This window comes from Frigoribacterium sp. UYMn621 (assembly GCF_040549525.1).
Taxonomy (GTDB): Bacteria; Actinomycetota; Actinomycetes; order Actinomycetales; family Microbacteriaceae; genus Lacisediminihabitans.
Map to the genome: position 1 here is coordinate 49,468 of NZ_JBEPTM010000005.1, position 24,672 is coordinate 74,139.

Consider the following 24,672-nt stretch of genomic DNA (forward strand, 5'->3'; position numbering starts at 1 on the left):
CCCACGGTTTCGCCGGCGATCGCGGCGCGCGGTATAGTCGTCACCAATAGCCATCCTTAAATTCCGTCCAGAGAGGCGGGGAAGGAGGTCAGATTGCCTGCACGCACTGTGCTGCAGCACGCTGACATCACCCGGGCGTTGACTCGGATCTCGCACGAGATCCTCGAGTCCAACCGGGGGCCGGACAACCTCGTCATCCTGGGCATCCCGACGCGTGGAGTGGTGCTCGCCACCCGCATCGGCCGGCTCCTCGCCGAGATCTCCGGCACGCCGGTGCCGACCGGGGCGCTCGATGTCACCATGTTCCGCGACGATCTCGGTCGGAACCCCACCCGCGTTCCGTCGCCCACCCAGGTGCCCGCCGGCGGGATCGACGGAACGACGGTGGTGCTCATCGACGATGTGCTCTACTCCGGCCGCACGATCCGTGCCGCACTCGACGCCCTCGGCGGCATCGGAAGGCCGGCGATCGTGAGGCTCGCCACGCTCATCGACCGCGGTCATCGGGAGCTGCCGATCCGCCCCGACTTCGTGGGCAAGAACCTGCCGTCCTCCCAGAATGAGCGCATCAACGTGCATCTGCAGGAGATCGACGGTGACGAGTTCGTCTCCATTGAAGAGGCCACAGCGTGAAGCATCTGCTGAGCACGCGCGACCTGTCCCGCGAGGAGGCGATCACCATCCTCGACGTTGCAGAGGACATGGCGGAGGTCGCGGACCGTGAGGTTCGCAAGTTGCCTGCCCTTCGCGGCAGGACTGTGGTGAACCTGTTCTTCGAGGACTCTACGCGCACCAGGATCTCGTTCGAGGCGGCGGCCAAGCGACTCTCCGCCGACGTGATCAACTTCAGCGCAAAGGGATCGAGCGTGTCGAAGGGGGAGAGCCTCAAGGACACGGCGCAGACTCTCGCCGCGATCGGAGCGGATGCCGTCGTCATCCGCCACGGGTCTTCCGGGGCCCCGCGGGTGCTCGCCGACTCCGGCTGGATCGACGCCCCGGTGATCAACGCCGGCGACGGCACCCACGAGCATCCGACCCAGGCGCTGCTCGATGCATTCACGATGCGCCGCCGACTCCACGGCGCCGGATCACGGGGGCGCGACCTCGACGGGGTCACCGTGACGATCGTCGGCGACATCCTCCACTCGCGGGTCGCACGCTCTAACGCCTGGCTGTTGACCGCCCTCGGGGCGAGCGTCACCTTCGTCGCGCCAGCCACCCTGCTGCCGATCGGGATCGAGAACTGGCCGGTCACGGTGCTCTACGACCTCGACCGGGCTCTGGCGCAACGCCCCGACGTGGTCATGATGCTGCGCATCCAGGGCGAGCGGATGCACGCCGCCTACTTCCCGAGCGCGCGGGAGTATTCGCGCCTCTGGGGCCTCGACGACGCGCGGCTCGCCATGCTGGCCGCCGATACGATGGTGATGCATCCCGGACCGATGAATCGAGGGCTGGAGATCTCGGCGGGCGCCGCCGACTCGCCGCGCTCCACCGTGCTCGAGCAGGTCGCCAACGGGGTGTCGATCCGGATGGCCGTGCTCTATCTCACGCTCTCCGGCGAGGGAGGAAAGCAATGACCGAGACCATCCTGGTGAGAGCGGCGACTCTCGTGGACGGCACGAGCACCGACATCCTGGTTCGCGACGGACACATCGCCGAGCTCGGCCGCGCGATCTTCGCCTCCGCGGATCGTCTCATCGACGGAGCCGGCCTGATCGCGCTCCCCGGCCTCGTCGACCTGCACACCCACTTGCGCGAGCCCGGGTTCGAGCAGAGCGAGACCGTGCTGAGCGGCTCCCGCGCCGCCGCGATCGGCGGATTCACGGCAGTCCACGCGATGGCGAACACCTCACCGGTCGCCGATACCGCCGGTGTCGTCGAGCAGGTGATGTCCCTCGGCGACCGCCACGGCTACGTGACGGTGCGCCCGATCGGTGCCGTCACTCGCGGCCTCGAGGGCCAACAGCTCAGCGAGATCGGGGCGATGGCGAACAGCCGCGCTCGCGTGCGGGTGTTCTCCGACGACGGCAAGTGCGTCTCCGACCCGCTGCTGATGCGGCGCGCGCTCGAATACGTGAAGACCTTCGGGGGAGTGATCGCCCAGCACGCCCAGGAGCCTCGCCTCACCGAGGGCGCCCAGATGAACGAGGGAACGCTCTCCGGCGAACTGGGCCTGGCCGGCTGGCCGGCCGTGGCCGAGGAAGCGATCATCGCCCGAGACGTACTCCTCGCCCAGCACGTGGGTGCCCGTCTGCACGTGTGCCACCTGTCCACCGCGGGATCGGTCGAGGTGGTGCGCTGGGCGAAGGCGCGGGGCATCGACGTGACAGCCGAGGTCACACCGCATCACCTGCTGCTCACCGAACAGCTGGTGGCGAGCTACGACTCGCGCTACAAGGTGAACCCGCCGCTGCGCCGGGACGAGGATGTGCGCGCCGTGCGCGAGGGGCTCGCCGACGGCACCATCGACATCGTTGCGACCGATCACGCGCCGCACCCGGTCGAGGCGAAGGACTGCGAGTGGGAGGCAGCCGCCTTCGGGATGGTGGGACTCGAGTCCGCCCTCAGCGTGGTGCAGGCCTCCGTGGTCGACACCGGGCTGCTGGACTGGGCCGATGTCGCCCGCGTGCTCTCCCGCACGCCGGCCGCGATCGGGCAGCTCGAGGGCTACGAGAGGGGAATCGCCGTCGGCGCCCCGGCATCCTTCACCCTCTACGATCCGAGCGTGAGCCGGATCTTCGAGACCACGCAGCTCCGGGGCAAGGGGCTCAACTCGCCCTACCTCTCGACGAGCCTTCCCGGACGGGTCGTGACCACGGTTCACCATGGCTACGCCACAGTGCTCGACGGCGAACTGGTCGAGGCAGAGGCGGTCGCGGCGGCGGCCCGCGCGTTCGACCAGGCGGGAGCCCGCAATGGATAGGACGAGCTCCACGGCCATCGTGATCGCCGTCATCGTGTTGGCACTCGCCGGCATGGTGATCGGGTGGAGAGGACGCCAGAAGCGCCAAGCCCACCTGCCCAGACCGGATGCCGTTCCCGCCGATCCCGGAACCGAACTGTTCACCGCCGAGGCGTTCTACGTCGCCACGACCATGGCCGACGACGAACTCAACCGGATCGCCGTGGCTGGCCTCGGATTCCGCGCGCGTGCCACGGTGACGGTGACCGATTCGGGAATCATCCTCTCCCGCACCGGCGCAGCCGAGACCTTCCTGGCCAAGGCCGCCCTTCGCGGCATCGACCGCGCCACCTACACGATCGACCGTGTCGTCGAGAAGGGCGGACTCGTGCGACTCGCCTGGACGCTCGGCGCGACACCGGTGGACAGCTACCTCAGACTCACCGATCCGGCGGATGCCGCCGCGCTCATCGACATCGTCACCCCCCTGCTCCCCACTCCCGTTCCCCTGGAAGGCGACGCCACGTGAAGCGTTTCGACCCCGCAGTACTCGTTCTCGAAGATGGCACCCGCTACGGCGGGCATGCCTATGGCGCCCACGGCACCACCCTGGGCGAAGCGGTCTTCGCCACGGGCATGACCGGCTATCAGGAGACGATCACCGATCCCTCCTACGCCGGGCAGATCGTGCTCATGACGGCCCCCCACATCGGCAACACCGGGGTGAATGACGAGGATCCGGAATCGCGTCGCATCTGGGTGGCCGGGTTCGCCGTGCGGGACCCCTCCCGCATCGTCTCCAACTACCGCGCCGACGGAAGCCTCGACGACCAGCTCGTCTCCGAGGGGATCGTCGGCATCAGCGGAATCGATACCCGCGCCGCGACCCTGCACCTGCGCGACTCCGGAGCCATGCGGTCCGGCATCTTCTCGGGAGCGGATGCCGCCCTCGATCCCGCCGAGCAGCTGGCGATCGTGCGCGGGGGAGCCGAGATGTCCGGCCTCAACCTCTCCGCCCAGGTCTCGGTGACCGAGCGGGTCACGATCCCCGCCGAGGGGGAGCGGATCGGGTCCGTCGCGGTGCTCGACCTCGGAGTGAAGAACGCGACTCTGGGATACCTCTCCGCCCGCGGTCTCGAGGTGCACGTGCTTCCCCAGGACGTGACGATCGACGAGCTCCTCGCCCTCGAACCCAACGCCGTGTTCTATTCCAACGGACCGGGCGACCCCGCCGCATCCGAGACCCATGTCGCGCTGCTGCGGGCCGTGCTGCGCGAGGGACTGCCGTTCTTCGGCATCTGCTTCGGCAACCAGCTGCTCGGTCGTGCCCTCGGGCTCGGCACCTACAAGCTGCCCTTCGGTCACCGCGGCATCAACCAACCGGTGGTCGACCGTGCCACTGGAAGGGTGGAGATCACCTCGCACAATCACGGATTCGCGGTCGAGGCGCCCCTCGACGGGCCGTTCGAGTCGCCGGCGGGCTTCGGCCGGGTCGAGGTGAGTCACGTCAACCTCAACGACAACGTGGTGGAGGGGCTCAATGCCCTCGACATCCCCGCGTTCTCGGTGCAGTACCACCCGGAGGCCGCGGCCGGTCCGCACGACGCCAACTACCTCTTCGACCGGTTCCGCGATCTCGTGGTCGACCACCTGCACGAGACCTCCAGCACCGCCACCGACCAGACGGAGAGCAACTAATGCCCAAGCGCGACGACATCAATTCGGTGCTCGTGATCGGTTCCGGCCCGATCGTGATCGGCCAGGCCTGCGAGTTCGACTACTCCGGCACGCAGGCCTGCCGCGTGCTGCGCGAGGAGGGGGTGCGGGTCATCCTGATCAACTCCAACCCCGCCACGATCATGACCGATCCCGACTTCGCCGATGCGACCTACGTTGAGCCCATCACCTGGCAGGTCATCGAGACGATCATCGCCAAGGAGCGTCCGGATGCGATACTGCCGACCCTGGGCGGCCAGACCGCGCTCAATGCGGCCATCGACCTGCACCATCACGGCATCCTCGAGAAATACGACGTCGAGTTGATCGGCGCGAACTTCGAGGCCATCAACAAGGGCGAGGACCGCCAGATCTTCAAGCAGCTGGTGCTGGAGTGCGGTGCCGACGTCGCGCGCTCGCACATCGCGCACACGGTCGACGAGGCCATCGAGTTCGCGAAGGACCTCGGCTACCCGCTCGTCGTTCGGCCGTCCTTCACGATGGGCGGCCTCGGCTCCGGCTTCGCCTACACAGAGGCCGAACTCGTGCGCATCGTCGGCGACGGCCTGCACCAGAGCCCGACGACCGAGGTGCTGCTCGAGGAGTCGATCCTCGGCTGGAAGGAATACGAGCTCGAACTGATGCGGGACACCGCCGACAACACGGTGGTGGTCTGTTCTATCGAGAACGTCGACCCGGTCGGCGTGCACACCGGCGACTCGATCACTGTGGCTCCGGCTCTCACCCTCACCGACCGCGAGTACCAGAACATGCGAGACATCGGCATCGACATCATCCGGGCCGTCGGCGTCGACACGGGTGGCTGCAACATCCAGTTCGCCATCGACCCGGCCAACGGGCGAGTCATCGTGATCGAGATGAACCCCCGGGTCTCCCGTTCGAGTGCGCTCGCCTCGAAGGCCACCGGATTCCCGATCGCGAAGATCGCGGCAAAGCTCGCCATCGGCTACCGCCTCGACGAGATCCCCAACGACATCACGAAGGTGACCCCCGCCTCCTTCGAGCCGACCCTCGACTACGTGGTCGTCAAGGTGCCGCGGTTCGCGTTCGAGAAGTTCCCGGCCGCGGATGCGACTCTCACCACCACCATGAAGTCCGTCGGTGAAGCCATGGCCATCGGGCGCAACTATTCCACAGCGTTGCAGAAGGCCCTCCGCTCGCTCGAGAAGCGCGGGAGCAGCTTCCACTGGGACGGCGAGCCCGGCGACAAGGGTGCCCTCCTGGCGATCGCGGCAGTGCCGACCGACGGTCGGATCGTCACGGTTCAGCAGGCTCTGCGGGCCGGAGCGACGATCGAGGAGGTCTTCGAATCTACCAAGATCGACCCCTGGTTCATCGACCAGATCGTGCTCATCAACGAGGTCGCCGATGAGATCGGCTCTTTGCGCGCACTGGATGCGAGCCTCTTTCGCCTCGCGAAGGACCACGGTTTCAGCGACATCCAGATCGCGGCCCTCCGCGGCATGACCGAGGACGAGGTGCGCACCATCCGCCACGCCTTCGGGGTCCGCCCCGTCTTCAAGACTGTGGACACCTGCGCCGGCGAATTCCCGGCCCTCACCCCGTACCACTACTCGAGCTATGACCAGGAGACGGAGGTTCGGCCGAGCGGACGCCGCAAGGTCGTCATCCTCGGATCGGGCCCCAACCGAATCGGCCAGGGCGTCGAGTTCGACTACTCCTGCGTGCACGCCTCTTTCGCGCTGTCGGATGCCGGCTACGAGACGATCATGATCAACTGCAACCCGGAGACGGTCTCGACCGACTACGACACCAGCGACCGGCTCTACTTCGAGCCGCTCACCCTCGAGGACGTGCTCGAAGTGATTCACGCGGAGAGCCAGAGCGGCGAACTCGTCGGGGTCGTCGTACAGCTCGGCGGGCAGACCGCACTCGGCCTCGCCAAGGGCCTCAAGGCCAACGGAGTGACGATCCTCGGAACCACCCCGGAAGCCATCGACCTCGCAGAGGAACGCGGACTGTTCCAGGGCATCCTGGATGCCGCGGGGCTCGTCTCACCCCGGAACGGCACGGCCTACGACTACCGCGGCGCAGTGGCTGTCGCGGAGGAGATCGGTTATCCGGTGCTCGTGCGGCCCTCCTACGTGCTCGGCGGTCGCGGCATGGAGATCGTTTACGACAGCCCATCGCTCGCCGACTACTTCGACCGGGTCGCCGGACAGGGCATCGTCGGCCCGGACCATCCGCTGCTGGTGGACAGGTTCCTCGACGACGCCGTGGAGATCGACATCGATGCCCTCTACGACGGTGAGGAACTCTACGTCGGCGGCGTGATGGAGCACATCGAGGAGGCGGGTATCCACTCGGGGGACTCGAGTTGCACGCTGCCGCCGGTCACCCTCGGACGCGACCAGATCGAGCGGGTCGTCGAGGCGACCCATGCCATCGCCCGTGGCATCGGGGTGCGAGGGCTCATCAACGTGCAGTTCGCGATCGGTGCCGGAGTGCTCTACGTGCTCGAGGCGAACCCGCGCGCCAGCCGCACAGTCCCCTTCGTCGCCAAGGCGCTTGGCCTGCCGATCGCGAAGGCGGCCTCGCTCATCATGGTGGGGCAGAGCATCCGTTCCCTGGTCGAATCGGGCATGCTTCCCGCGGCCGACGGCTCGGTCGTGCCGATGGACTCCCCCGTGGCGGTGAAGGAGGCCGTGCTGCCGTTCAAGCGGTTCCGCACCAAGGAGGGGCTCATCGTCGACTCGGTGCTCGGCCCGGAGATGCGCTCGACCGGCGAGGTGATGGGCATCGACTCCAACTTCCCGAAGGCCTTCGCCAAGAGTCAGGAGGCCGCCTACGGCGGGCTTCCGACCAGCGGGAGCGTCTTCGTCTCGGTCGCGGATCGAGACAAGCGCGCGATCATCCTGCCCGTGCTGCGACTCCAGCAGCTCGGCTTCACCATTCTGGCGACGATCGGCACGGCGGAGATCCTGGCGCGAAACGGCATCACCGCGGGAGTCGTGCGCAAGTACGACCAGGGCGATGTGTCGGTCGAGGGGGAGCCCTCGATCGTCGACCTGATCAACCGGTCGCAGGTGGACATCGTGATCAACACCCCCAGCGGTCGGAGTGCCCGGGTGGACGGCTACGAGATTCGCGCGGCCGCCGTTGCGGCAGATCTTCCGCTCTTCACCACGATCGCCCAACTCGGCGCGGCGGTCGCGTCGATCGAGTCGATCCGCGACGGATTCGACGTCAAGTCCCTCCAGGACTATGCGAGCGAACGGGCAGAGCGGCTGGCCGCCCTTGTCTGACCTGCCGGCAGCGTCCTTCGGCGACCGGCTGGTCGACGCCTTCGATCGCTACGGACAGCTGTGCGTGGGGATCGATCCGCATCCGTACCTGCTGGAACGGTGGGGGCTCGGGGACGACGCCGCCGGCCTCCGCCGATTCGGACTGCGGGTGGTCGAGGCCGCCGCCGGCACCGCTGGCATCGTCAAGCCTCAGGTCGCGTTCTTCGAGAGGCACGGGTCGGCGGGATTCGCGGCACTTGAAAGCATCCTCCACGCTGCCCGCGAGGCCGGCCTCCTGGTGATAGCGGATGCGAAACGCGGCGATCTCGGCACCAGCGTCGAGGCCTACGGCCAGGCCTGGTTCTCGGAGGGAAGCCCACTCGAGGTGGATGCGCTCACCCTGACCGCCTACATGGGGCTCGGCTCGATCGAGGCCCCGATGGCCCTCGCGGTGAAGCGTGGAAAGGGAGTGTTCGTGCTCGCGGCGACCTCCAATTCCGAGGCGTATTCCCTGCAGACCGCCCGGATTTCTTCCGGATCGCATGCCGGTCAGACGGTCGCGTCGAGTATCGTCACTGGGGTGGGTGAGTGGAATACTTCAGGGGGATCGGGCACGGCCCTGGCTGACGCGCCGCTGCGAGGGGTCGGTTCGATCGGCCTCGTGCTCGGTGCCACCGTCGACTTCACCGAATTCGAGCTCGACCTCGATGCCATCGCCGCTTCTCCCGCTTCCCCGGTGCTCGCACCGGGCTTCGGCCACCAGGGTGCGCGGTTCGGCGATCTCGCCCGGCTGTACGGCCCCGCCGCGCCGGTCACGGTCGTGAGCGCCTCCCGCAGCATCCTCGAAGCCGGTCCCGATGGCATCGCGGAAGCGATCCGGGTGCAGGCCGCGGAGGTGTTCGAGTGCCGCGCGTAGCCCCGCCGGAGGTCGATCGGGTCGCGGCGGCCCACGCCGCCGTCGCCGCGCGCCGCGCCAGGGCATCCGTCAAGCTCGCCGTCCACGACCGAGAGCGCAGCGCCGTGGATGTCGTCGAGGCCGCCTGGACGGACCCCTCGGCCACCGCCGAGGCGAGCCTCCGCGTGCGTGAACTGCTCACCAGCATCCCGACTCTCGGCCCGACCCGCGCCGCGAAGGCGATGGACCAGCTCGGCATCGCCGAGTCCAAGCGGGTCGGTGGTCTCGGAGTGCGCCAGCGCCGCAAACTCGTGGAATGGCTGGCCCATCGCGAGCACCGGGACAGCCCGGATCTCGCTCGTCTCGTGGTTCTCGCCGGACCGACCGCCGTGGGCAAGGGCACCGTCTCCACCTATATCAGGGAGAACTACCCCGAGGTGCACCTCTCGGTCTCCGCGACCACCCGCGCGCCGCGCGCCGGCGAGGTGCACGGCGTCAACTACTACTTCGTGAGCGATTCCGACTTCGACCGGCTCATCGAGACGGGCCAGATGCTCGAGACGGCGACAGTGCACAACGCCTTCCGATACGGAACGCCCCGTGCGCCCATCGACGAAGCCCTCGCGGCGGGAAAGAGCGTGCTGCTCGAGATCGACCTGCAGGGCGCGCGGTCAGTTCGAGAGGTCATGCCGGAGGCGGTGCTCGTCTTCCTCCTGCCTCCCACCTGGGATGAACTCGTGCGCCGCCTCATCGGTCGGGGCACCGAGGACTCGGCGGAACAGCAGCGGCGACTCGAGACCGCGAAGGTGGAATTGGCCGCCCAGGACGAGTTCGATCACCGCGTCGTCAACTCCGAAGTGAGCGCCGCCGCCCGCGAAGTCGTAGACTTGATGGCAATCCCCAAAAACAACAGGAGTTTTACGCATGGTTGAACGCGCCAAAGGCATCATCGATCCGCCCATCGACGAACTGCTGTCGAAGGTCGACTCGAAGTATGCACTGGTGATCTTCGCTTCCAAGCGTGCTCGCCAGATCAACGACTACTACGCGGACCTTCACGAAGGCAGCCTCTTCGACAACGTCGGACCGCTGGTCGACTCCACCATCGACGACAAGCCGCTCTCCGTCGCGATGCACGAGATCAACGAGGACAAGCTCGTCGTCAAGGCCCTCGCCGAGCCCGTCGAGTAACTTCCGGAGTCTGGTGCTCGAACCCGTCGGAGGGGTGGCCAGGTGAATATCGTCGTCGGTGTCACCGGTGGCATCGCCGCCTACAAAGCGGTGAATGTGATCCGTGGACTGGTGCTGGCGGGTCACGATGTGCACGTCGTCGCGACCGATGCGGCACTGCGCTTCGTCGGAAAGCCGACACTGGAGGCCATCAGCCGCAACATCGTGCACACCGACCTCTACGAGGGTGTGGCCGAGGTTCGGCACGTGGCGATCGGACAGGCCGCCGACCTCATCGTGATCGCTCCGGCGACCGCCAACAGCATCGCGAAACTCGCCGCGGGGCTCGCCGACGACCTGCTCGGTAACACGGTGCTCGCCAGTCGCGCGCCCGTGGTCATCGCTCCGGCGATGCACACCGAGATGTGGCAGCATCCGGCTACCGTGCACAACATCGACGTGCTCCGCTCTCGGGGCGTCACCGTCGTCGGTCCCGCCGTCGGGCAACTCACCGGCGCCGACTCCGGGCCCGGTCGTCTCGAGGAGCCCGACGAGATCGTGCGGGCGGCCCTCGCCGTGCTGGAACCGAAGGATCTGGTGGGCCGACGCATCCTCGTCTCCGCGGGAGGAACCCGGGAGGCGCTCGACCCGGTGCGCTACCTCGGTAACCGGTCGAGCGGCAAGCAGGGACTCGCCCTCGCCCGCGCCGCGGTTGCGCGCGGGGCGGAAGTGACTCTCATCGGAGCGAACCTCGAGGTGCAGACGCCCGCGTCCATGCGCGTCTTGCACGTCGGTTCGACGCTGGAACTCGCGGCCGCGATGCGGGATGCCGCCCCGGAGGCCGATGTGGTGATCATGGCCGCGGCGGTGGCGGACTATCGTCCCGAATCCGTGGCCGAGGCGAAGATCAAGAAAGAGACCACCGGTGACCGGCTCACGCTCGAACTGGTGAAGAATCCCGACATCCTCGCGGGGCTCGGCGAGAGCCGGGGTCCCGGCCAGATCATCGTGGGTTTCGCGGCAGAGACGGAGCAGGATCGGGATGCCCTGCTCGCCCTCGGTCGGGCGAAGATCGTGAGGAAGGGCAGCGACCTTCTCGTCCTCAACCGGGTCGGCTGGACTGAGGGTTTCGGCACAGAAGGCAATACCGTCGTCGTTCTCGACAGGCTCGGAGATATAGTGATGGAGGCCTCCGGGAGCAAGCAGACGGTGGCCGATCGCATCCTCGATGCCGTCGTCGCGCGCTTCGCCTGATCTCGGCCCGAGGCCGTCACTCGCCCCCCGAACGACCTCCACGCTGGGAACACCATGAGCGCAGCATCCTCAACGCCACTCCGCCTGTTCACCTCCGAATCGGTGACGGAGGGCCACCCCGACAAGATCTGCGACCAGATCTCCGACAGCATCCTCGATGCCCTGTTGACGGTGGATCCGAACAGCCGCGTCGCGGTCGAAACCCTCGTGACCACCGGCCTCGTGCATGTCGCCGGCGAGGTCACCACCTCCGGCTACGTCGACATTCCCTCGATCGTGCGGGACCGCATCTGGAACATCGGCTACAACTCGTCCGATGTCTGGTTCGACGGCCGGTCCTGCGGCGTCTCCGTGTCGATCGGTGGCCAGTCGCCGGATATCGCGCAGGGCGTCGATGACGCCTTCGAGAGCCGGGAGGAGTCGAGCATCGACGACCTCGACCGGCAGGGTGCGGGTGACCAGGGCATCATGTTCGGCTACGCGACCACCGAGACACCCGAATTCATGCCCGTGCCCATCTGGCTCGCCCACCGCCTCGCCGAGCGTCTCGCCGAGGTGCGCAAGTCCGGCATGGTCGACTACCTCCGCCCGGACGGCAAGACCCAGGTGACCGTCGGGTACGACGGAATCGTTCCGCGCACCATCGAGACCGTCGTGCTCTCCACGCAGCACTCGCCGAAGGTCAGCACCGAGATGTTGCGTGCGGAGATCGAGGAGCTTGTCATTCGACCGGTGCTCGACCGGGTGGGCCTCGACAGCCTGGACGCTCGCGTGCTGATCAACCCCACCGGTCGGTTCGAGATCGGGGGGCCGCAGGGCGACGCCGGACTCACCGGCCGAAAGATCATCGTGGACACGTACGGGGGAGCGAGCAGGCACGGCGGGGGCGCCTTCAGCGGCAAGGACCCCTCGAAGGTCGATCGCTCGGCGGCCTACGCCATGCGGTGGGTGGCGAAGAACGTCGTCGCCGCTGGTCTCGCCGACCGCCTCGAGGTGCAGGTCGCCTACGCCATCGGCAAGGCCGCGCCGGTGGGACTCTACGTCGAATCCTTCGGCACGGCCCATGTCGACGAGGCGACGATCATCGAGGCGATCCGCCAGGTCTTCGACCTGCGGCCGGCCGCGATCATCCGGGATCTCGACCTGCTGCGCCCGATCTACGCCTCCACCTCGACCTACGGCCATTTCGGGCGCGAACTGCCCGAATTCACGTGGGAGAAGCTGGACCGGGTCGACGCGTTGCGCAGCCTGGCCGGCCTGTAGAAGCGGGCACCGACCTCGCCATGGAGGAGGTGCCTGGCAGGGACACCCCACGGGTCGCGCGGGTGCTCATCGACTCGCCGCTGCCGCAACTCGACAGGCTCTTCGACTACAGCATCCCGTCCGCGATGGTGGCAGATGCTCAACCCGGCGTGCGGGTGCGGGTTCCCCTCCGCTCGATGGGACGCATCGCCGACGGATTCATCGTGGAGGTGACGGGGGCGGGGGAGTTCGCCGGCACGCTGAGCGAGTTGGAGACCGTGGTCTCCACCGCCAGGGTGTTGTCGCCGGAGGTGTGGATGCTCGCCCGCCGTCTCGCCGACCGTGCCGCGGGGAGCGCGAGCGACATCGTGAGGCTCGCAGTGCCGAAGAGGCAGGTGCGCGTGGAGAAGGCCTGGCTGCTCGATGCCAGTGCCAGTGCCAGTGCCGGTGCCAGCGCCAATACCAGTGCACGAGCCGAGCCATCCGGTGTCGTAGTGGCCCGACCTGTGCCGGGCTTCGATACCGACCGAATCGATCTCGCGCTCGCCACGGGCGGACGCCTCGCGGTGGATGCCGTGCCTCGGGTGGTCGAAGTGCCCGCGGCTGGGGGCGGGGCACCGCGCTGGGTGGGACACTGGGCGACCACGATGGCTGCCAGCGCCACGCGGGCGCTGGCGGCAGGCGGATCCGCGATCCTCGCCGTGCCCGACTACCGGGACCAGGAGCAGCTGGTGACCGCACTGCGGGCGGTGCTGCCCGCGGACCGGATCGTGCATCTGGATGCCCGGCAGTCCAACCCCGATCGCTATCGCGCGCTGCTGTCCTGTCTCGGAGACACGCCGCTCGCCATCGTCGGCAACCGTTCGGTGCTGTATGCCCCTGCGGCACGACTCGGTCTGATGGCCATCTGGGACGAGGGCGATCCGCTTCACACCGAGCCGCTGAGTCCCTACGTCCATGCCCGCGACATCGCTCTGGTGCGGCAGGAGCTACAGGGCTCCGCGCTCTTCTTTCTCTCCCATGCGCGCAGCACCGAGGTGGAGCGGCTGGTCGAGGTGGGGTGGCTCGACGAGCTCACCGCCGTTCGCGCGGTTCCCCCCAAGGTGCTCCCCACGGCCCAGCAGCAGTCCCAGGATCGCCTGGCCGCTCAGGCTCGCATTCCCTCCTCCGCCTGGCGGGAGGCGCGGGCCGCGCTCGAACATGGACCGGTGCTCGTGCAAGTGGCCCGCCCCGGTTACGCCCCGCGCCTCGCCTGTGCGAGCTGCGGCACTACGGCCCGCTGCCAGCGGTGCGAGGGCCCGTTGCGCCTCAAGACGGCTCGCTCCACCCCCTCGTGTTCCTGGTGCGGGAAACTCGCCACGGACTGGAGCTGCGCGAACTGTGCGGGCACGGCATTCCGAATGATCGGGCAGGGCACGGGGCGTACCGCGGAGGATCTCGGCCGTGCCTTTCCCGGCGTCCGGATCATCATCGCCGACGGGGACCGCCCGATCCTCTCCGTCGACGCCGAGCCCGCTCTGGTCATCGCCACCCGCGGAGCCGAACCGATCGCCGCCGGCGGTTACCGGGCGGTCCTGCTGCTCGATGGCGAGCGGATGGTGGCGCGGGAGAGCCTGCGGGTCGGTGAGGACTGCCTCCGCTGGTGGGCGAACGCGATCGCCCTTGCGGCACCGGGGGCGACGACGGTGCTGGTGGGTGTTGGCGGGGCACTGGCATCCGCCCTCGCCACCTGGAGGCGTGCGGACTACCTCCGGTCCGAACTCGCTGACCGGCGCACTCTCCGGTTCCCTCCCGCGGTTCGGGTGGCTACCGTCACCGGAACCTCGGAGACGGTGCAAGCCGCGGTCGACGCCATCCACACCATCGACCGGGTGGATGTGCTCGGCCCGGTGGAAACACCGGACGGCGGTGTGCGGGCCATCGTGCGATTCGATTACGGCGAGGGCGCTGCCGTCGCGTCCGGCCTTCGAGCGGAGGTGATCCGGGCGGCGACGTCCCGGCGCAAGCGCCCCGGCGGCGCGACGGGGCGGGTCGGCCTGCCTACACTGAGAGTGCGTTTCGACGACGCACTGTCCTTCGACAGCTCAGAGTAGCCACCCCTCAACGAACGAGTTCCTCCATGTCCGATCTGGTCATCGTCTTCGCCGGAAGCCCGGCGGCCGCTGTGCCGAGCCTTCAGGCTCTCACGGCGAGTCGCCACGAGGTCGCCGCCGTGCTGACCCGTGATGACTCGCCCCGGGGGCGTCGTCGCGAACTCACCCCGACCGCGGTCGCCTCTGCCGCGGGGGAACTCGGTCTGCCGATCATCCGGGCCAATCGTCCCGCGGGACCGGCTACCGCGGAGATCACCGCGCTGCGACCCGACCTCGGGGTGATCGTGGCGTACGGCGGTCTCGTTCGCGAGCCGCTGCTCTCCGTGCCACGGCTCGGATGGATCAACCTGCACTTCTCGCTGCTGCCGCGGTGGCGCGGAGCTGCTCCGGTGCAACGGGCGATCATCGCCGGGGACGAGGTGACCGGCGCCTCCGTCTTTCAGCTGGTGCCCGAACTCGATGCCGGTGACGTGTTCGGCCAATTCACCCAGGCGATCGGTGCCCACGAGACCGCCGGGCACCTGCTCGACTCGCTGGCGGTGAGCGGCGCGGAGCTGCTGGTGCGAGTGGTGGATGCGATCGCGGACGGCATCGCGCGGGCCGAACCCCAGCGCGGAGACGTGACTCTCGCGCCCAAACTCGAGCTCGCCGATGCCCGGCTGGACTTCGCCGAGCATGCCTCCACCGTGTTCGATCGCCTGCGCGGGGTCACTCCAGAGCCCGGGGCGTTCACCCAGGTCGACGATGTGCGCGTCAAGGTGCTCGAGGCGGCGATCGTGCGCGATCAGCCGCCCCTTGCCCCCGGTCAGCTCGAACTCCGCGACGGACGGGTGCTGGTGGGCACCGCGAGCGACCCGCTCGAGCTGGTCTCGGTGCATCCGGCCGGGAAGAAGCCGATGAGGGCCGCCGACTGGTGGCGCGGGCGCCCGGCCGGAGCCGGAACGGTGGCGCGATGAACGACCGTCGCCCGGCTCGCCGCACCCGCGCGCCTGAGCCCCCGTCCCGGGTGCAGCCCGCCCGGCGAATCGCTCTCGACGTGATCATGGCGGTGCGCGAGACGGATGCCTACGCCAACCTCCTGCTGCCGGTGAAGCTCGAGCGTGCCCGACTGAACCCGCAGGATGCCGCCCTCGCGACAGAGCTCACCTACGGCACGCTGCGCCAGCAGGGATACTACGACGCGGTGATCGAGCTCGCCGCCGGGCGCTCGACCGAGGAGATCGATTCGCCGATTCTCGACGTGCTTCGGCTCGGAACGCACCAGCTGCTGTCGATGCGCGTTGCGCAGCATGCTGCGGTGGATGAGGCCGTCTCCCTCGCCAAGGAGGTCGGATCCCGGTCGGCCGCCGGCTTCGTCAACGGAGTCCTGCGCACCATCACACGAAGCGAGCCTTCGGCCTGGCACGACCGGGTGATGGCGAAGCCGCGCAATGACGACGAACGACTCTCGCTCGAGCACTCTCATCCGCTCTGGATCGTGCGCGCGTTCCGCCAGGCGCTTGCGGCGGAGGGCCGGGAGGAGGAGCTGGAAGACCTGCTGATCGCCGACAACTTCGCTCCGCGCGTGTCGTTGGTCGCGCTGCCGGGACTCGCGACCATCTCCGAGATCAGGGGAAGCCAGAAGGCGAAATACTCGCCTCTCGCAGCGGTGAGTGACGGGGGAGACCCCGCCCTCTGGCCGGCGGTGCACGAGGGGCGCGCCCGCGTGCAAGACGAGGGATCGCAACTCGCAGCCCTCGCGCTCAGCCGCGCCCGTCCGGTGGTCGCCGGCGAGCGCTGGCTCGACCTGTGCGCGGGGCCGGGAGGCAAGGCCGCACTTCTGGCCGCCGAAGCCCGTGAGGGCGGGGCGATTCTCGTCGCGAACGAGATCACGCCCGTGCGCGCGGAGCTGGTGCGCAAGGCGCTTGCCGTGTTCCCCGATCCTCCGCAGGTGCTGGTGCAGGATGGCACGCTGTTCGGCGACCGGATGCCGCAGCAGTTCGACCGCATCCTGCTCGACGCTCCCTGCACCGGGCTCGGTGCGCTTCGTCGCCGCCCGGAGGCGCGCTGGCGCAAGCAGCCGAGCGATGTCGCGGACCTCACCGGGCTGCAGATCGGGCTTCTCGAGTCCGGGCTCGCCGCTCTGAAACCCGGCGGGATCCTCGCCTACGTCACCTGCTCTCCGCACCTGGCCGAGACGAAGGTCGTGGTGGAGACGGTTCTGCGCCGCAGCCCCGGCGTCTCTCGAATCGACACCGTCGCCGTGCTCGCGGCTGTCACCAAGCGCGAGCTCGACCTGGGTGACTCCGCGGGCGACGGGCACGTGCAACTCTGGCCCCATCGACACGGCACGGACGCGATGTTCATCTGTCTGCTGGAAAAGGCCGCACCCGTCGAGCCGTGAAGCGCCTCGCGGAGATCCCCGGCGCCACAGCGCGCCGTCTAGGCTGACGCAGGTGACTGTACGAATCAATCCGAGCATCCTGACCGCCGACTTCGCGAACCTCGAGCACGAGCTCGGTCGTATCGCGACTGCCGACCTGGTGCACGTCGACGTCATGGACAACCATTTCGTGCCGAATCTCACCTTCGGACCACGCATGGTGGAATCCCTGCAGCGGGTCTCGCCCCTGCCGCTCGACATCCACCTGATGATCGACGACCCCGACCGCTGGGCTCCCGGCTACGCCGAGGTGGGTGCCTACTCGGTCACCTTCCATGCCGAGGCTGCGGCGGATGCCGTCGGCCTCGCGCGGCGCCTGCGCGCCATCGGCGCCCGGGCCGGGATCGCGGTCAAGCCCGGCACAGCGATCGAGCCCTATCTCGAGCTGCTGCCCGAGTTCGACCAGGTGCTCGTGATGACCGTCGAGCCGGGCTTCGGCGGGCAGTCGTTCATGGGCGAGACGATGCCGAAACTCGTCGCGCTTCGCGCCGCCGTGGCGGCATCCGGTCTCGACGTCTGGCTGCAGGTGGATGGCGGGATCACCGTGAGCACCATCGAGATCGCCGCGGAGGCCGGAGCCGACACCTTCGTCGCCGGCTCGAGTGTGTTCAACGTGGGGGAGCCGGTCGAACAGATCGCGCTCCTGCGAGCGGCAGCATCCGCACACTCCCACTGAACGGGCGGGCTCGCCGACTCTGCTTGAATTGACCCATGACTGAGTTCAACAAGACCAAGCCAGAAATCGAGTTCTACGAGGGAGACGTGCCCGCCGAACTGGTGTCCATCGACATCGAGGTCGGCACCGGAGACGAGGCCAAGACCGGCGACAAGGTCGACGTGCACTACCTCGGCGTCGACTTCGAATCCGGTGAGGAGTTCGACTCCTCCTGGAGCCGCGGCCAGTCCGTGGACTTTCCACTGCGCTCCCTCATCGCCGGCTGGCAGGAGGGCATCCCCGGCATGAAGGTCGGCGGTCGCCGCCAGCTGATCGTGCCTCCCGCCCTCGCCTACGGCGCAGCGGGTTCCGGCCACCGGCTCTCCGGCCGCACGCTGATCTTCGTGATCGACCTGCTCGGCGTCAGCTAGACCCCCACGGCATCCCGCCCTGCCTAGCGGGCAGGGCGGATGCCCCCGGCGCGATGGGGCAGCCGGCCGCGCGTCACTGCCAGGGCAGCGCGACGGTCTCGACCTGCTCGCCGGTGCCGGCGCCACCCGGGGGGACGACCAGTACCCCCTCGGCATCCGCGAGCCCTCGCATCATGCCGGAGCCGAGCCATGGGTTGGCCACGCCTTGTCCGTCCACGATTCGGAATGGCACGAGGATGCTCGAGGCGCCGCGACCCTCGAGGGGGTCCGCAGATACCACGCGGCCGACCTCGGAGACGCGCCCATGGAATCCGGCCAGGAGCGGTACCGCGAGGGTGAGGAACCCCATCATCGCGGCAAGCGGGTTGCCCGGAAGACCCACGACCAGGCGGCCGTCGGGCATCCGGGCGAGCATCGTCGGTCCTCCCGGGCGCATGGCGACCCGGTGCACCAGGAACTCGGCGTCGAGGAACCGTAGGGCGGACCGCAGGTGATCGGACGCGGAGTCGCCGGTGCCGCCGGTGGTGACGATGAGGTCGACGGAACCGGAGTGCCCCTGAAGCGCCTCCACAGTCGCGGCGAAGTCGTCGCGCACGCGCCGCTGTGAGACGACCGCGGCGCCCAGCATTCCCAGCACGCCGGGCAGCTGCGGACCGAAACTGTCGCGCACGCGCCCCGGACCGGGGATTCCGTGCTCGTCGACCTCGTCACCCGTGAGAAGGAGGAGCGCCTGCGGGCGTCGGATGACGTCGAGGTCATCGTGCCCGCATCCCGCGGCCAGCGCGACGTGTGCCGGATTGAGCAGGGTCCCGGCCGAAACGACGATCTCGCCGCAGCGGGCCTCGCGCCCCGGGACCCGGATGTGCTGGCCGGGATGGGGTTCGCCGCTGGAGGAGGTCGACTGGAGCACCGCGCCGGCGATGGTGCCGCTCTCGCTGCGGAGCACGGCATCGGCGCCCGGCGGCACCAGGCCGCCGGTGACGATCGCGGCCGCGAATCCGGGTTCGAGCCTCGATTCGCTGGTGAGGTGCCACGGACCCGCGCCGCTGACCGCCCAGCCGTCCATTGCCGAGGAGGAATAGTGCGGCACATCGCTTAACGCCAGAAGGTCCCTGGTGAGAATGCGCCCGATTCCGTCCTCTAGCGGCACCGTCTCGGAGGGGAGCACGGATGCCGCGGCCGCCGCGACGAGGCGTGCCGCATGCCAGTCATGGGCGAGCGGGGGTCCGGGCTCCGCACCGGGGAGGCCTCCGATCACTGTCTCTCGGATTTCGCGAGCTGCGTCGCTATTGCCACTGCCTGGCCGAAGGCGGCGGTCGCGCCTGCCGGCCCCGTCGAGGCTGCGGCGATCCCGGCGGCGTAGCCGACCAGGTAGGTCGTGAGTGGCGCTGCCGGGCGCAAGACCGCGTGGGCGGCGGTTCCGGCGAGGGCGAGTACGGCGTCGATGTCGACATCCACCGCTTCGAGGCCGAGCGCCTCGGTGAGTCGATCGCTCCACTCTGACAGTGCAACGCGCATCGCCTCATCGTCCCGGTCGCTCGTGGGCTGTCCTTTCGTTGTGGTGGGTCGCGCTGTCGCCGCGGGCTGCGGGATGCCGAAGCCCGCAGCATCCGCCCACGTGTCGATGTCATCGGTCGACCCCTCCGGCATCGGGATCTCGGCGAGATCGAGCGAGGTGAGCAGGGCGCGAACCGAGAGGCCGGTGAGGTCCCGCCCGTGCACCGCCGCGCTGAGCGGCCCGTACCGGTACAGGCCGAGCAGGGGTTGACGGCGACCCCCGGAGTCGATCGCGAGCACCCCATCTGTGCCTTCGGAGGCGTGAGTGAGCAATTCGGCCACGGCCTTCGCGCTGTTCGGCAGGTCGCTCGCGAGCACCAGCAGGTAGTCGGGGGAAGCCGCGCCACGAGATTCTGGGCCCGGCGATTCCGGGCCGAGGGCCAGTATGCCGGCTCCGATCGCCGCGGCCGGCCCGCCGTAGGCCGGATCTTCCCGGGTGACGAGGACACCGGCCGGCACTACCGAGGGCGTGCCGACGACGACGCTGTGGCGGGCACCGGATGCCGCGTCGAGGGCGCGGGAGAGCAAGGACCTGCCGTCGACCTCCAACTCTGGCTTCGAGACGCCGTCCAGTCGGGATGCCCGCCCACCGGCGAGCACGATGGCGTCGAAGATCATGCGTTCAACTCTAGGTCGCTGGCACCGCGGCTCGGTCGGTACCTGCAATTCCGGTGTGGATCACGGCGCGTCCGGCAGACGGGTGGATACTCGAGAGTATGGGCAGAATCACGGTCAGGCGCAGGGTCACACGCATCACGGTGGGAGAGGGGTCGGTGCGGCGCGAAGATGTGCTCGCCGTCGAGGAGCCTCTGGAGATCCGGGTGGGAGGCAAGGCACTCGCCATCACCATGCGTACCCCCGGGCACGACTTCGACCTGGCGGCGGGATTCCTTGTGTCCGAAGGGGTCGTTTCGAACGGAGACCACTTCGCCGCAGCCCGCTATTGCGCGGGGGCGACGGTCGACGGCGAGAACACCTACAACGTGCTGGATGTCACGCTCGGTGAGGGCGTTCCGGCGCCAGATCCCAGCCTCGAACGCAATTTCTACACCACCAGCTCCTGTGGCCTGTGCGGGAAGGCGAGCATCGATGCCGTGCGAACCCTCTCCGCCTTCGCCGTCTCCGAGGACCCGCTCGTGGTGGATGCCGAGCTGCTCGCGACGTTCCCCGACCGCCTGCGCGCCGGGCAGGATGTCTTCGACAAGACCGGGGGGCTTCATGCCGCGGCGCTGTTCGACGGTGTCACCGGCGAGATGCTGGTGCTTCGCGAAGACGTGGGTCGGCATAATGCGGTCGACAAGGTGGTGGGTTGGGCGCTCACCCAGAACCTCTTGCCGCTGCGAGGCATGGTGCTGATGGTCTCCGGGCGAGCGAGTTTTGAACTCACGCAGAAGGCGTCGATGGCGGGCATCCCGGTGCTTGCCGCGGTGTCTGCGCCGTCATCCCTCGCCGTCGAGCTCGCGAGCGAGGTGGGGATAACCGTCGTCGGCTTCCTGCGCGGACGGTCCATGGTCGTATACAGCGGCGAGCACAGGCTCGACACCGACACCCCAGCCACGAGACTCGATGAGACGGTAGCAGCGAAATGACGAAGAAGACAGAGTCCAAGGGATCCCTGAACCCGGGCCACGACTATCCGGATCTCGAGGTCTCCCCTCCCGAGGACTGGGCCGTCGGGCTTCCCGCGATCTACCACTCGATGGAGCCGGCCATCGTGCAACTCGGCCTCACGCGCACCGCGAAGCTCATGACTTCGATGAACCAGAAAGACGGGTTCGACTGCATGAGTTGCGCCTGGCCGGATCCCGACAAGCGCAAGACGCTTGAATTCTGCGAGAACGGCGCCCGCGCTGTCACCTGGGAGGCGACCCCGGTGACCGTTCCCACCAGCTTCTGGGCCGAGAACTCCGTGTCGGACCTTCTGACCAAATCGGAGTATTGGCTCGGGATGCAGGGTCGACTCACCGAACCCGTCTACAAGCCGGCGGGATCCGATCACTACGAGCCGATCTCGTGGGACAAGGCGTTCTCCCTCCTGGGCGAGCGGCTGCGCGGACTCGATTCGCCCGACAAGGCCGTGTTCTACACGAGCGGGCGCACCGCCAACGAAACGGCATTCGCCTACCAGCTCTTCGCGCGCGCCTACGGAACCAACAATCTGCCGGACTGCTCGAATATGTGCCACGAGTCGACCAGCCTCGCTCTCGGCGAGGTGATCGGGATCGGCAAGTCGACGATCGCCTACGACGATTTCGAACGCGCCGACCTGATCATCATCCTCGGCCAGAATCCGGGCACGAATCATCCGCGGATGCTCACCGCCCTCGAGGATGCGAAGAAGAACGGCGCGAAGATCGTTGCGGTGAACCCGCTGCCAGAGGCCGGGCTGATGCGCTACAAGAACCCGCAGAAGGTGCGCGGAATCGTGGGCCGGGGCACCACCCTCGCCGATCAATTCCTGCAGATCCGATCGGGCGGGGACATGGCACTGCTGCAGGCCCTGTCGAAGCGCGTGCTGGACGCCGAGGCGGCGAACCCCGGCACGGTGCTCGACCACGACTTCCTCGCTAAGCACAGCTCCGGCCTGGCCGAATTCACCGCCCATCTCTCCGGGCTGGATGAGGCGGAGGTGCTCGCGGCGACCGGGCTCGACACCGCGGAGATCGACGAACTCGCCGAACGCTATCTCTCCTCCGACCGGGTCATCATCTCCTGGGCGATGGGGCTGACCCAGCACCGCAACTCTGTCGCCACACTCAAGGAGGTCATCAACCTGCTGCTGCTGCGCGGCAACATCGGCAAGCCCGGTGCCGGGGCATCCCCCATCCGCGGCCACAGCAACGTGCAGGGGGACCGCACCATGGGCATCTGGGAGCAGATGAAGCCGCCATTCCTCGACGCTATCGAGGCGGAGTTCGGATTCTCGCCCCCACGACCGCACGGGATGGATGCCCTGAAGTCGATCGCGGCGATGCAGAAGGGCGAGGTCTCGGTCTTCTTCGCGCTCGGCGGCAACTTCGTCGCGGCGCTGTCCGACACCGAGGCGACCGAAGCCGCGATGCGGGGCTGCGATCTCACGGTGCAGGTGTCGACCAAACTCAATCGTTCCCACGCGGTGATCGGCTCGGAGGCGCTGATCCTGCCGACCCTCGGCCGCACCGAGTTCGACCTGCAGAAGTCCGGCCCGCAATTCCTCTCCGTCGAGGACACGGTGTGCGCGGTGCACGCCACCCACGGGAGCGTTCCTCCCGTCGCGCCGGGCCTGCTGTCCGAAGTGTCGATCGTCACCCGGCTGGCGACCGCGGTGCTCGGCGACTCCGGGCCCATCGACTGGAAGGGGATGGAGGCCGACTACGACCGCATCCGTGAGCACATCTCCCGGGTGGTCCCGGGCTTCGAAGACTTCAATGAGAAGGTTCGTCGCTCGAGCGGATTCATCCTGCCGAACGGGCCACGGGACACCCGCAGCTTCGACACCGAGACCGGCAAGGCCATGATCACGGTCAACGACCTCGAGCCGCTCGAACGCCCGGAAGGCCGGCTCATCCTGCAGACGCTCCGGTCGCACGACCAGTTCAACACCACGATCTACAGCCTGAACGACCGCTATCGCGGCATCAAGAACGGCCGGGATGTCGTCTTCGTCAACCCCGAAGACCTCACCGAGCTGGGGCTCGAGGATGGCCAGAGGGTTGACATCGCCAGCGAGTGGCCGGGGGAGCCCGACCGGTATCTTCGCAACTACCGGGTCGTGTCCTACCCGACGGCGAAGGGCTGTGCCGCCGCGTACTTCCCCGAAGCGAATGTGCTGGTTCCCCTGGCCAGTGCGGCGATCGGCAGCAACACCCCGGTGTCGAAGGCCGTCATCGTGCGGCTCGAGCCCGTGGCATCCGCCAGCACCCGGTAGCCTTGCAGGTGTGAAATCGTTCGACGACCTGTTTGCTGAGCTCAGCGAGAAGTCGGTGTCGCGCCCCGAGGGTTCGGGCACCGTCGCCGAGCTCGACGCCGGAGTGCACGCCATCGGCAAGAAGATCGTCGAAGAAGCCGCCGAGGTGTGGATGGCGGCGGAATTCCAGTCTCTCGACGAGACGGCGGAGGAGATCTCCCAGCTGATCTACCACCTTCAGGTGCTCATGATCTCGAAGGGCCTGACCACGGCGGATGTCTACCGACATCTGTGAGTCCCCCCCTCCCTCCACCGCCACCCTCACCTGAAGAGACCACCATGTTGCGAATCGCAGTGCCCAACAAGGGCTCCCTGAGCGAGACCGCCGCCGAGATGCTGTCCGAAGCCGGATACGCCGGCCGTCGCGATCCGCGCGCGCTCAACCTGTCCGACCCTCGAAACGACGTGGAGTTCTTCTTCCTTCGTCCCCGCGACATCGCCACCTACGTCGGGTCCGGCGCGCTCGATGTCGGGATCACCGGGCGCGACCTGCTGCTGGACTCCGGATCGACCGCTGTCGAGATTGCCAGCCTCGACTTCGGGGCATCCACCTTCCGCTTCGCCGGTACGGCCGGTCGTTTCTCGACCCTCGAGGATCTCGAGGGGGTGCGGGTCGCGACAAGCTACCCCGGACTTGTCGGTGATTTCCTCGCGCGGAACGGCGTGAACGCCGACCTCGTCACACTCGATGGCGCGGTCGAATCGGCCGTGAAGCTCGGGGTCGCTGATGCCGTCGCCGACGTCGTCTCGACCGGTTCGACACTGCGTGCCCAGGGTCTGGAGATCTTCGGCCCGGTCATCCTCGAATCCTCGGCCGTGCTGATCAGCGCGAAGAGCGGAATGGCCGGGATCACCACGCTCCAGCGCCGCCTGCAGGGCGTGCTCGTCGCCCGCCAGTACGTGCTGATGGACTACGACCTCCCCGTCACCCTGATCGAAGCGGCCTCGGCCATCACTCCGGGTCTCGAGTCCCCGACGGTCTCGCCGTTGCGGGATCGCGAGTGGGTCGCGGTGCGGGTGATGGTGCCGCGCGAAGACACCAACCAGGTCATGGACCGGCTCTACGAGCTCGGAGCACGCGCCATCCTGGTCAGCCCCATCCACGCGGCCCGGATCTGAC

Annotated in this window: 21 protein-coding genes and 1 pseudogene; 20 read left to right on the forward strand and 2 right to left on the reverse strand. The window is 68.2% G+C overall.

Annotation, left to right across the window (positions count from 1 at the left end; genetic code table 11):
* The first annotated feature begins 93 nt into the window (after nucleotides 1–93).
* The 16 genes and pseudogenes from pyrR to ABIB54_RS10235 all read left to right on the forward strand — a co-directional run bounded on the left by pyrR (nucleotide 94) and on the right by ABIB54_RS10235 (nucleotide 18,049).
* On the forward strand, nucleotides 94–633 hold the full coding sequence (pyrR, locus tag ABIB54_RS10160; RefSeq protein ID WP_354575406.1) for a bifunctional pyr operon transcriptional regulator/uracil phosphoribosyltransferase PyrR: 540 nt from the start codon (nucleotides 94–96) through the stop codon (nucleotides 631–633).
* The gene (locus ABIB54_RS10165; protein WP_354575407.1) at nucleotides 630–1,580 is read left to right on the forward strand and encodes an aspartate carbamoyltransferase catalytic subunit; all 951 of its coding nucleotides are present in this window, start codon (nucleotides 630–632) and stop codon (nucleotides 1,578–1,580) included. The genes pyrR and ABIB54_RS10165 overlap by 4 nt, the downstream gene beginning before the upstream one ends.
* Nucleotides 1,577–2,926 carry a dihydroorotase gene (locus ABIB54_RS10170; protein WP_354575408.1) on the forward strand — a complete coding sequence of 450 codons (1,350 nt, stop codon included), beginning with the start codon at nucleotides 1,577–1,579 and terminating at the stop codon, nucleotides 2,924–2,926. Before ABIB54_RS10165 ends, ABIB54_RS10170 begins: the two co-directional genes overlap by 4 nt.
* Nucleotides 2,919–3,434, forward strand: coding sequence for a PH-like domain-containing protein (locus tag ABIB54_RS10175; RefSeq protein WP_354575409.1), 516 nt, complete (start codon nucleotides 2,919–2,921; stop codon nucleotides 3,432–3,434). Before ABIB54_RS10170 ends, ABIB54_RS10175 begins: the two co-directional genes overlap by 8 nt.
* Nucleotides 3,431–4,603, forward strand: coding sequence for a glutamine-hydrolyzing carbamoyl-phosphate synthase small subunit (carA, locus tag ABIB54_RS10180; protein WP_354575410.1), 1,173 nt, complete (start codon nucleotides 3,431–3,433; stop codon nucleotides 4,601–4,603). The genes ABIB54_RS10175 and carA overlap by 4 nt, the downstream gene beginning before the upstream one ends.
* Nucleotides 4,603–7,908 carry a carbamoyl-phosphate synthase large subunit gene (gene carB, locus ABIB54_RS10185; protein WP_354575411.1) on the forward strand — a complete coding sequence of 1,102 codons (3,306 nt, stop codon included), beginning with the start codon at nucleotides 4,603–4,605 and terminating at the stop codon, nucleotides 7,906–7,908. The genes carA and carB overlap by 1 nt, the downstream gene beginning before the upstream one ends.
* Nucleotides 7,868–8,803 (forward strand): orotidine-5'-phosphate decarboxylase, encoded by a 936-nt coding sequence (pyrF, locus tag ABIB54_RS10190; protein ID WP_502917114.1) that lies wholly within the window; start codon nucleotides 7,868–7,870, stop codon nucleotides 8,801–8,803. The genes carB and pyrF overlap by 41 nt, the downstream gene beginning before the upstream one ends.
* A complete protein-coding gene (gmk, locus tag ABIB54_RS10195) occupies nucleotides 8,791–9,714 on the forward strand; it encodes a guanylate kinase (RefSeq protein ID WP_354575413.1) in 924 nt (307 codons plus the stop codon). The genes pyrF and gmk overlap by 13 nt, the downstream gene beginning before the upstream one ends.
* A complete protein-coding gene (gene rpoZ, locus ABIB54_RS10200) occupies nucleotides 9,707–9,973 on the forward strand; it encodes a DNA-directed RNA polymerase subunit omega (protein WP_185200659.1) in 267 nt (88 codons plus the stop codon). The genes gmk and rpoZ overlap by 8 nt, the downstream gene beginning before the upstream one ends.
* A 39-nt stretch (nucleotides 9,974–10,012) precedes the next feature.
* Nucleotides 10,013–11,206, forward strand: a pseudogene (gene coaBC / locus ABIB54_RS10205) (bifunctional phosphopantothenoylcysteine decarboxylase/phosphopantothenate--cysteine ligase CoaBC); the annotation flags it as partial.
* A gap of 54 nt (nucleotides 11,207–11,260) precedes the next feature.
* Nucleotides 11,261–12,469, forward strand: coding sequence for a methionine adenosyltransferase (gene metK / locus ABIB54_RS10210; RefSeq protein ID WP_354575415.1), 1,209 nt, complete (start codon nucleotides 11,261–11,263; stop codon nucleotides 12,467–12,469).
* 20 nt (nucleotides 12,470–12,489) lie between these two features.
* Nucleotides 12,490–14,541 carry a primosomal protein N' family DNA-binding protein gene (locus tag ABIB54_RS10215; protein WP_502917115.1) on the forward strand — a complete coding sequence of 684 codons (2,052 nt, stop codon included), beginning with the start codon at nucleotides 12,490–12,492 and terminating at the stop codon, nucleotides 14,539–14,541.
* A 35-nt stretch (nucleotides 14,542–14,576) separates the two neighbouring features.
* Nucleotides 14,577–15,497: a methionyl-tRNA formyltransferase gene (fmt, locus tag ABIB54_RS10220; protein WP_354575592.1), complete on the forward strand. Its 921-nt coding sequence runs from the start codon at nucleotides 14,577–14,579 to the stop codon at nucleotides 15,495–15,497.
* The gene (locus ABIB54_RS10225; RefSeq protein WP_354575417.1) at nucleotides 15,494–16,924 is read left to right on the forward strand and encodes an RsmB/NOP family class I SAM-dependent RNA methyltransferase; all 1,431 of its coding nucleotides are present in this window, start codon (nucleotides 15,494–15,496) and stop codon (nucleotides 16,922–16,924) included. Before fmt ends, ABIB54_RS10225 begins: the two co-directional genes overlap by 4 nt.
* 52 nt (nucleotides 16,925–16,976) lie before the next feature.
* Complete coding sequence (gene rpe, locus ABIB54_RS10230; protein ID WP_354575418.1) at nucleotides 16,977–17,639, forward strand: ribulose-phosphate 3-epimerase; 663 nt, start codon at nucleotides 16,977–16,979, stop codon at nucleotides 17,637–17,639.
* Between the two features lie 35 nt (nucleotides 17,640–17,674).
* The gene (locus ABIB54_RS10235) at nucleotides 17,675–18,049 is read left to right on the forward strand and encodes an FKBP-type peptidyl-prolyl cis-trans isomerase (protein WP_354575419.1); all 375 of its coding nucleotides are present in this window, start codon (nucleotides 17,675–17,677) and stop codon (nucleotides 18,047–18,049) included.
* Between the two features lie 73 nt (nucleotides 18,050–18,122).
* Here the strand turns inward: ABIB54_RS10235 and ABIB54_RS10240 are convergent, their stop codons facing one another.
* Both ABIB54_RS10240 and ABIB54_RS10245 read right to left on the reverse strand, forming a co-directional pair.
* Nucleotides 18,123–19,307 (reverse strand): molybdopterin molybdotransferase MoeA, encoded by a 1,185-nt coding sequence (locus ABIB54_RS10240; protein ID WP_354575420.1) that lies wholly within the window; start codon nucleotides 19,305–19,307, stop codon nucleotides 18,123–18,125.
* On the reverse strand, nucleotides 19,304–20,224 hold the full coding sequence (locus ABIB54_RS10245) for an NTP transferase domain-containing protein (RefSeq protein WP_354575421.1): 921 nt from the start codon (nucleotides 20,222–20,224) through the stop codon (nucleotides 19,304–19,306). The genes ABIB54_RS10240 and ABIB54_RS10245 overlap by 4 nt, the downstream gene beginning before the upstream one ends.
* Before the next feature lie 98 nt (nucleotides 20,225–20,322).
* Here ABIB54_RS10245 and fdhD point away from each other — a divergent pair, with 98 nt between their 5' ends.
* From fdhD to hisG, 4 genes are read left to right on the forward strand one after another with little or no spacing between them, the layout of a single operon-like run.
* A complete protein-coding gene (gene fdhD, locus ABIB54_RS10250; protein WP_354575422.1) occupies nucleotides 20,323–21,195 on the forward strand; it encodes a formate dehydrogenase accessory sulfurtransferase FdhD in 873 nt (290 codons plus the stop codon).
* Nucleotides 21,192–23,513 (forward strand): FdhF/YdeP family oxidoreductase, encoded by a 2,322-nt coding sequence (locus tag ABIB54_RS10255; protein WP_354575423.1) that lies wholly within the window; start codon nucleotides 21,192–21,194, stop codon nucleotides 23,511–23,513. Before fdhD ends, ABIB54_RS10255 begins: the two co-directional genes overlap by 4 nt.
* Before the next feature lie 10 nt (nucleotides 23,514–23,523).
* A complete protein-coding gene (locus ABIB54_RS10260) occupies nucleotides 23,524–23,787 on the forward strand; it encodes a phosphoribosyl-ATP diphosphatase (protein ID WP_185200648.1) in 264 nt (87 codons plus the stop codon).
* 44 nt (nucleotides 23,788–23,831) lie between these two features.
* Nucleotides 23,832–24,671, forward strand: a complete 840-nt coding sequence (gene hisG, locus ABIB54_RS10265; RefSeq protein WP_354575424.1) for an ATP phosphoribosyltransferase — start codon at nucleotides 23,832–23,834, stop codon at nucleotides 24,669–24,671.
* The last annotated feature ends 1 nt before the right edge of the window (nucleotide 24,672 follow it).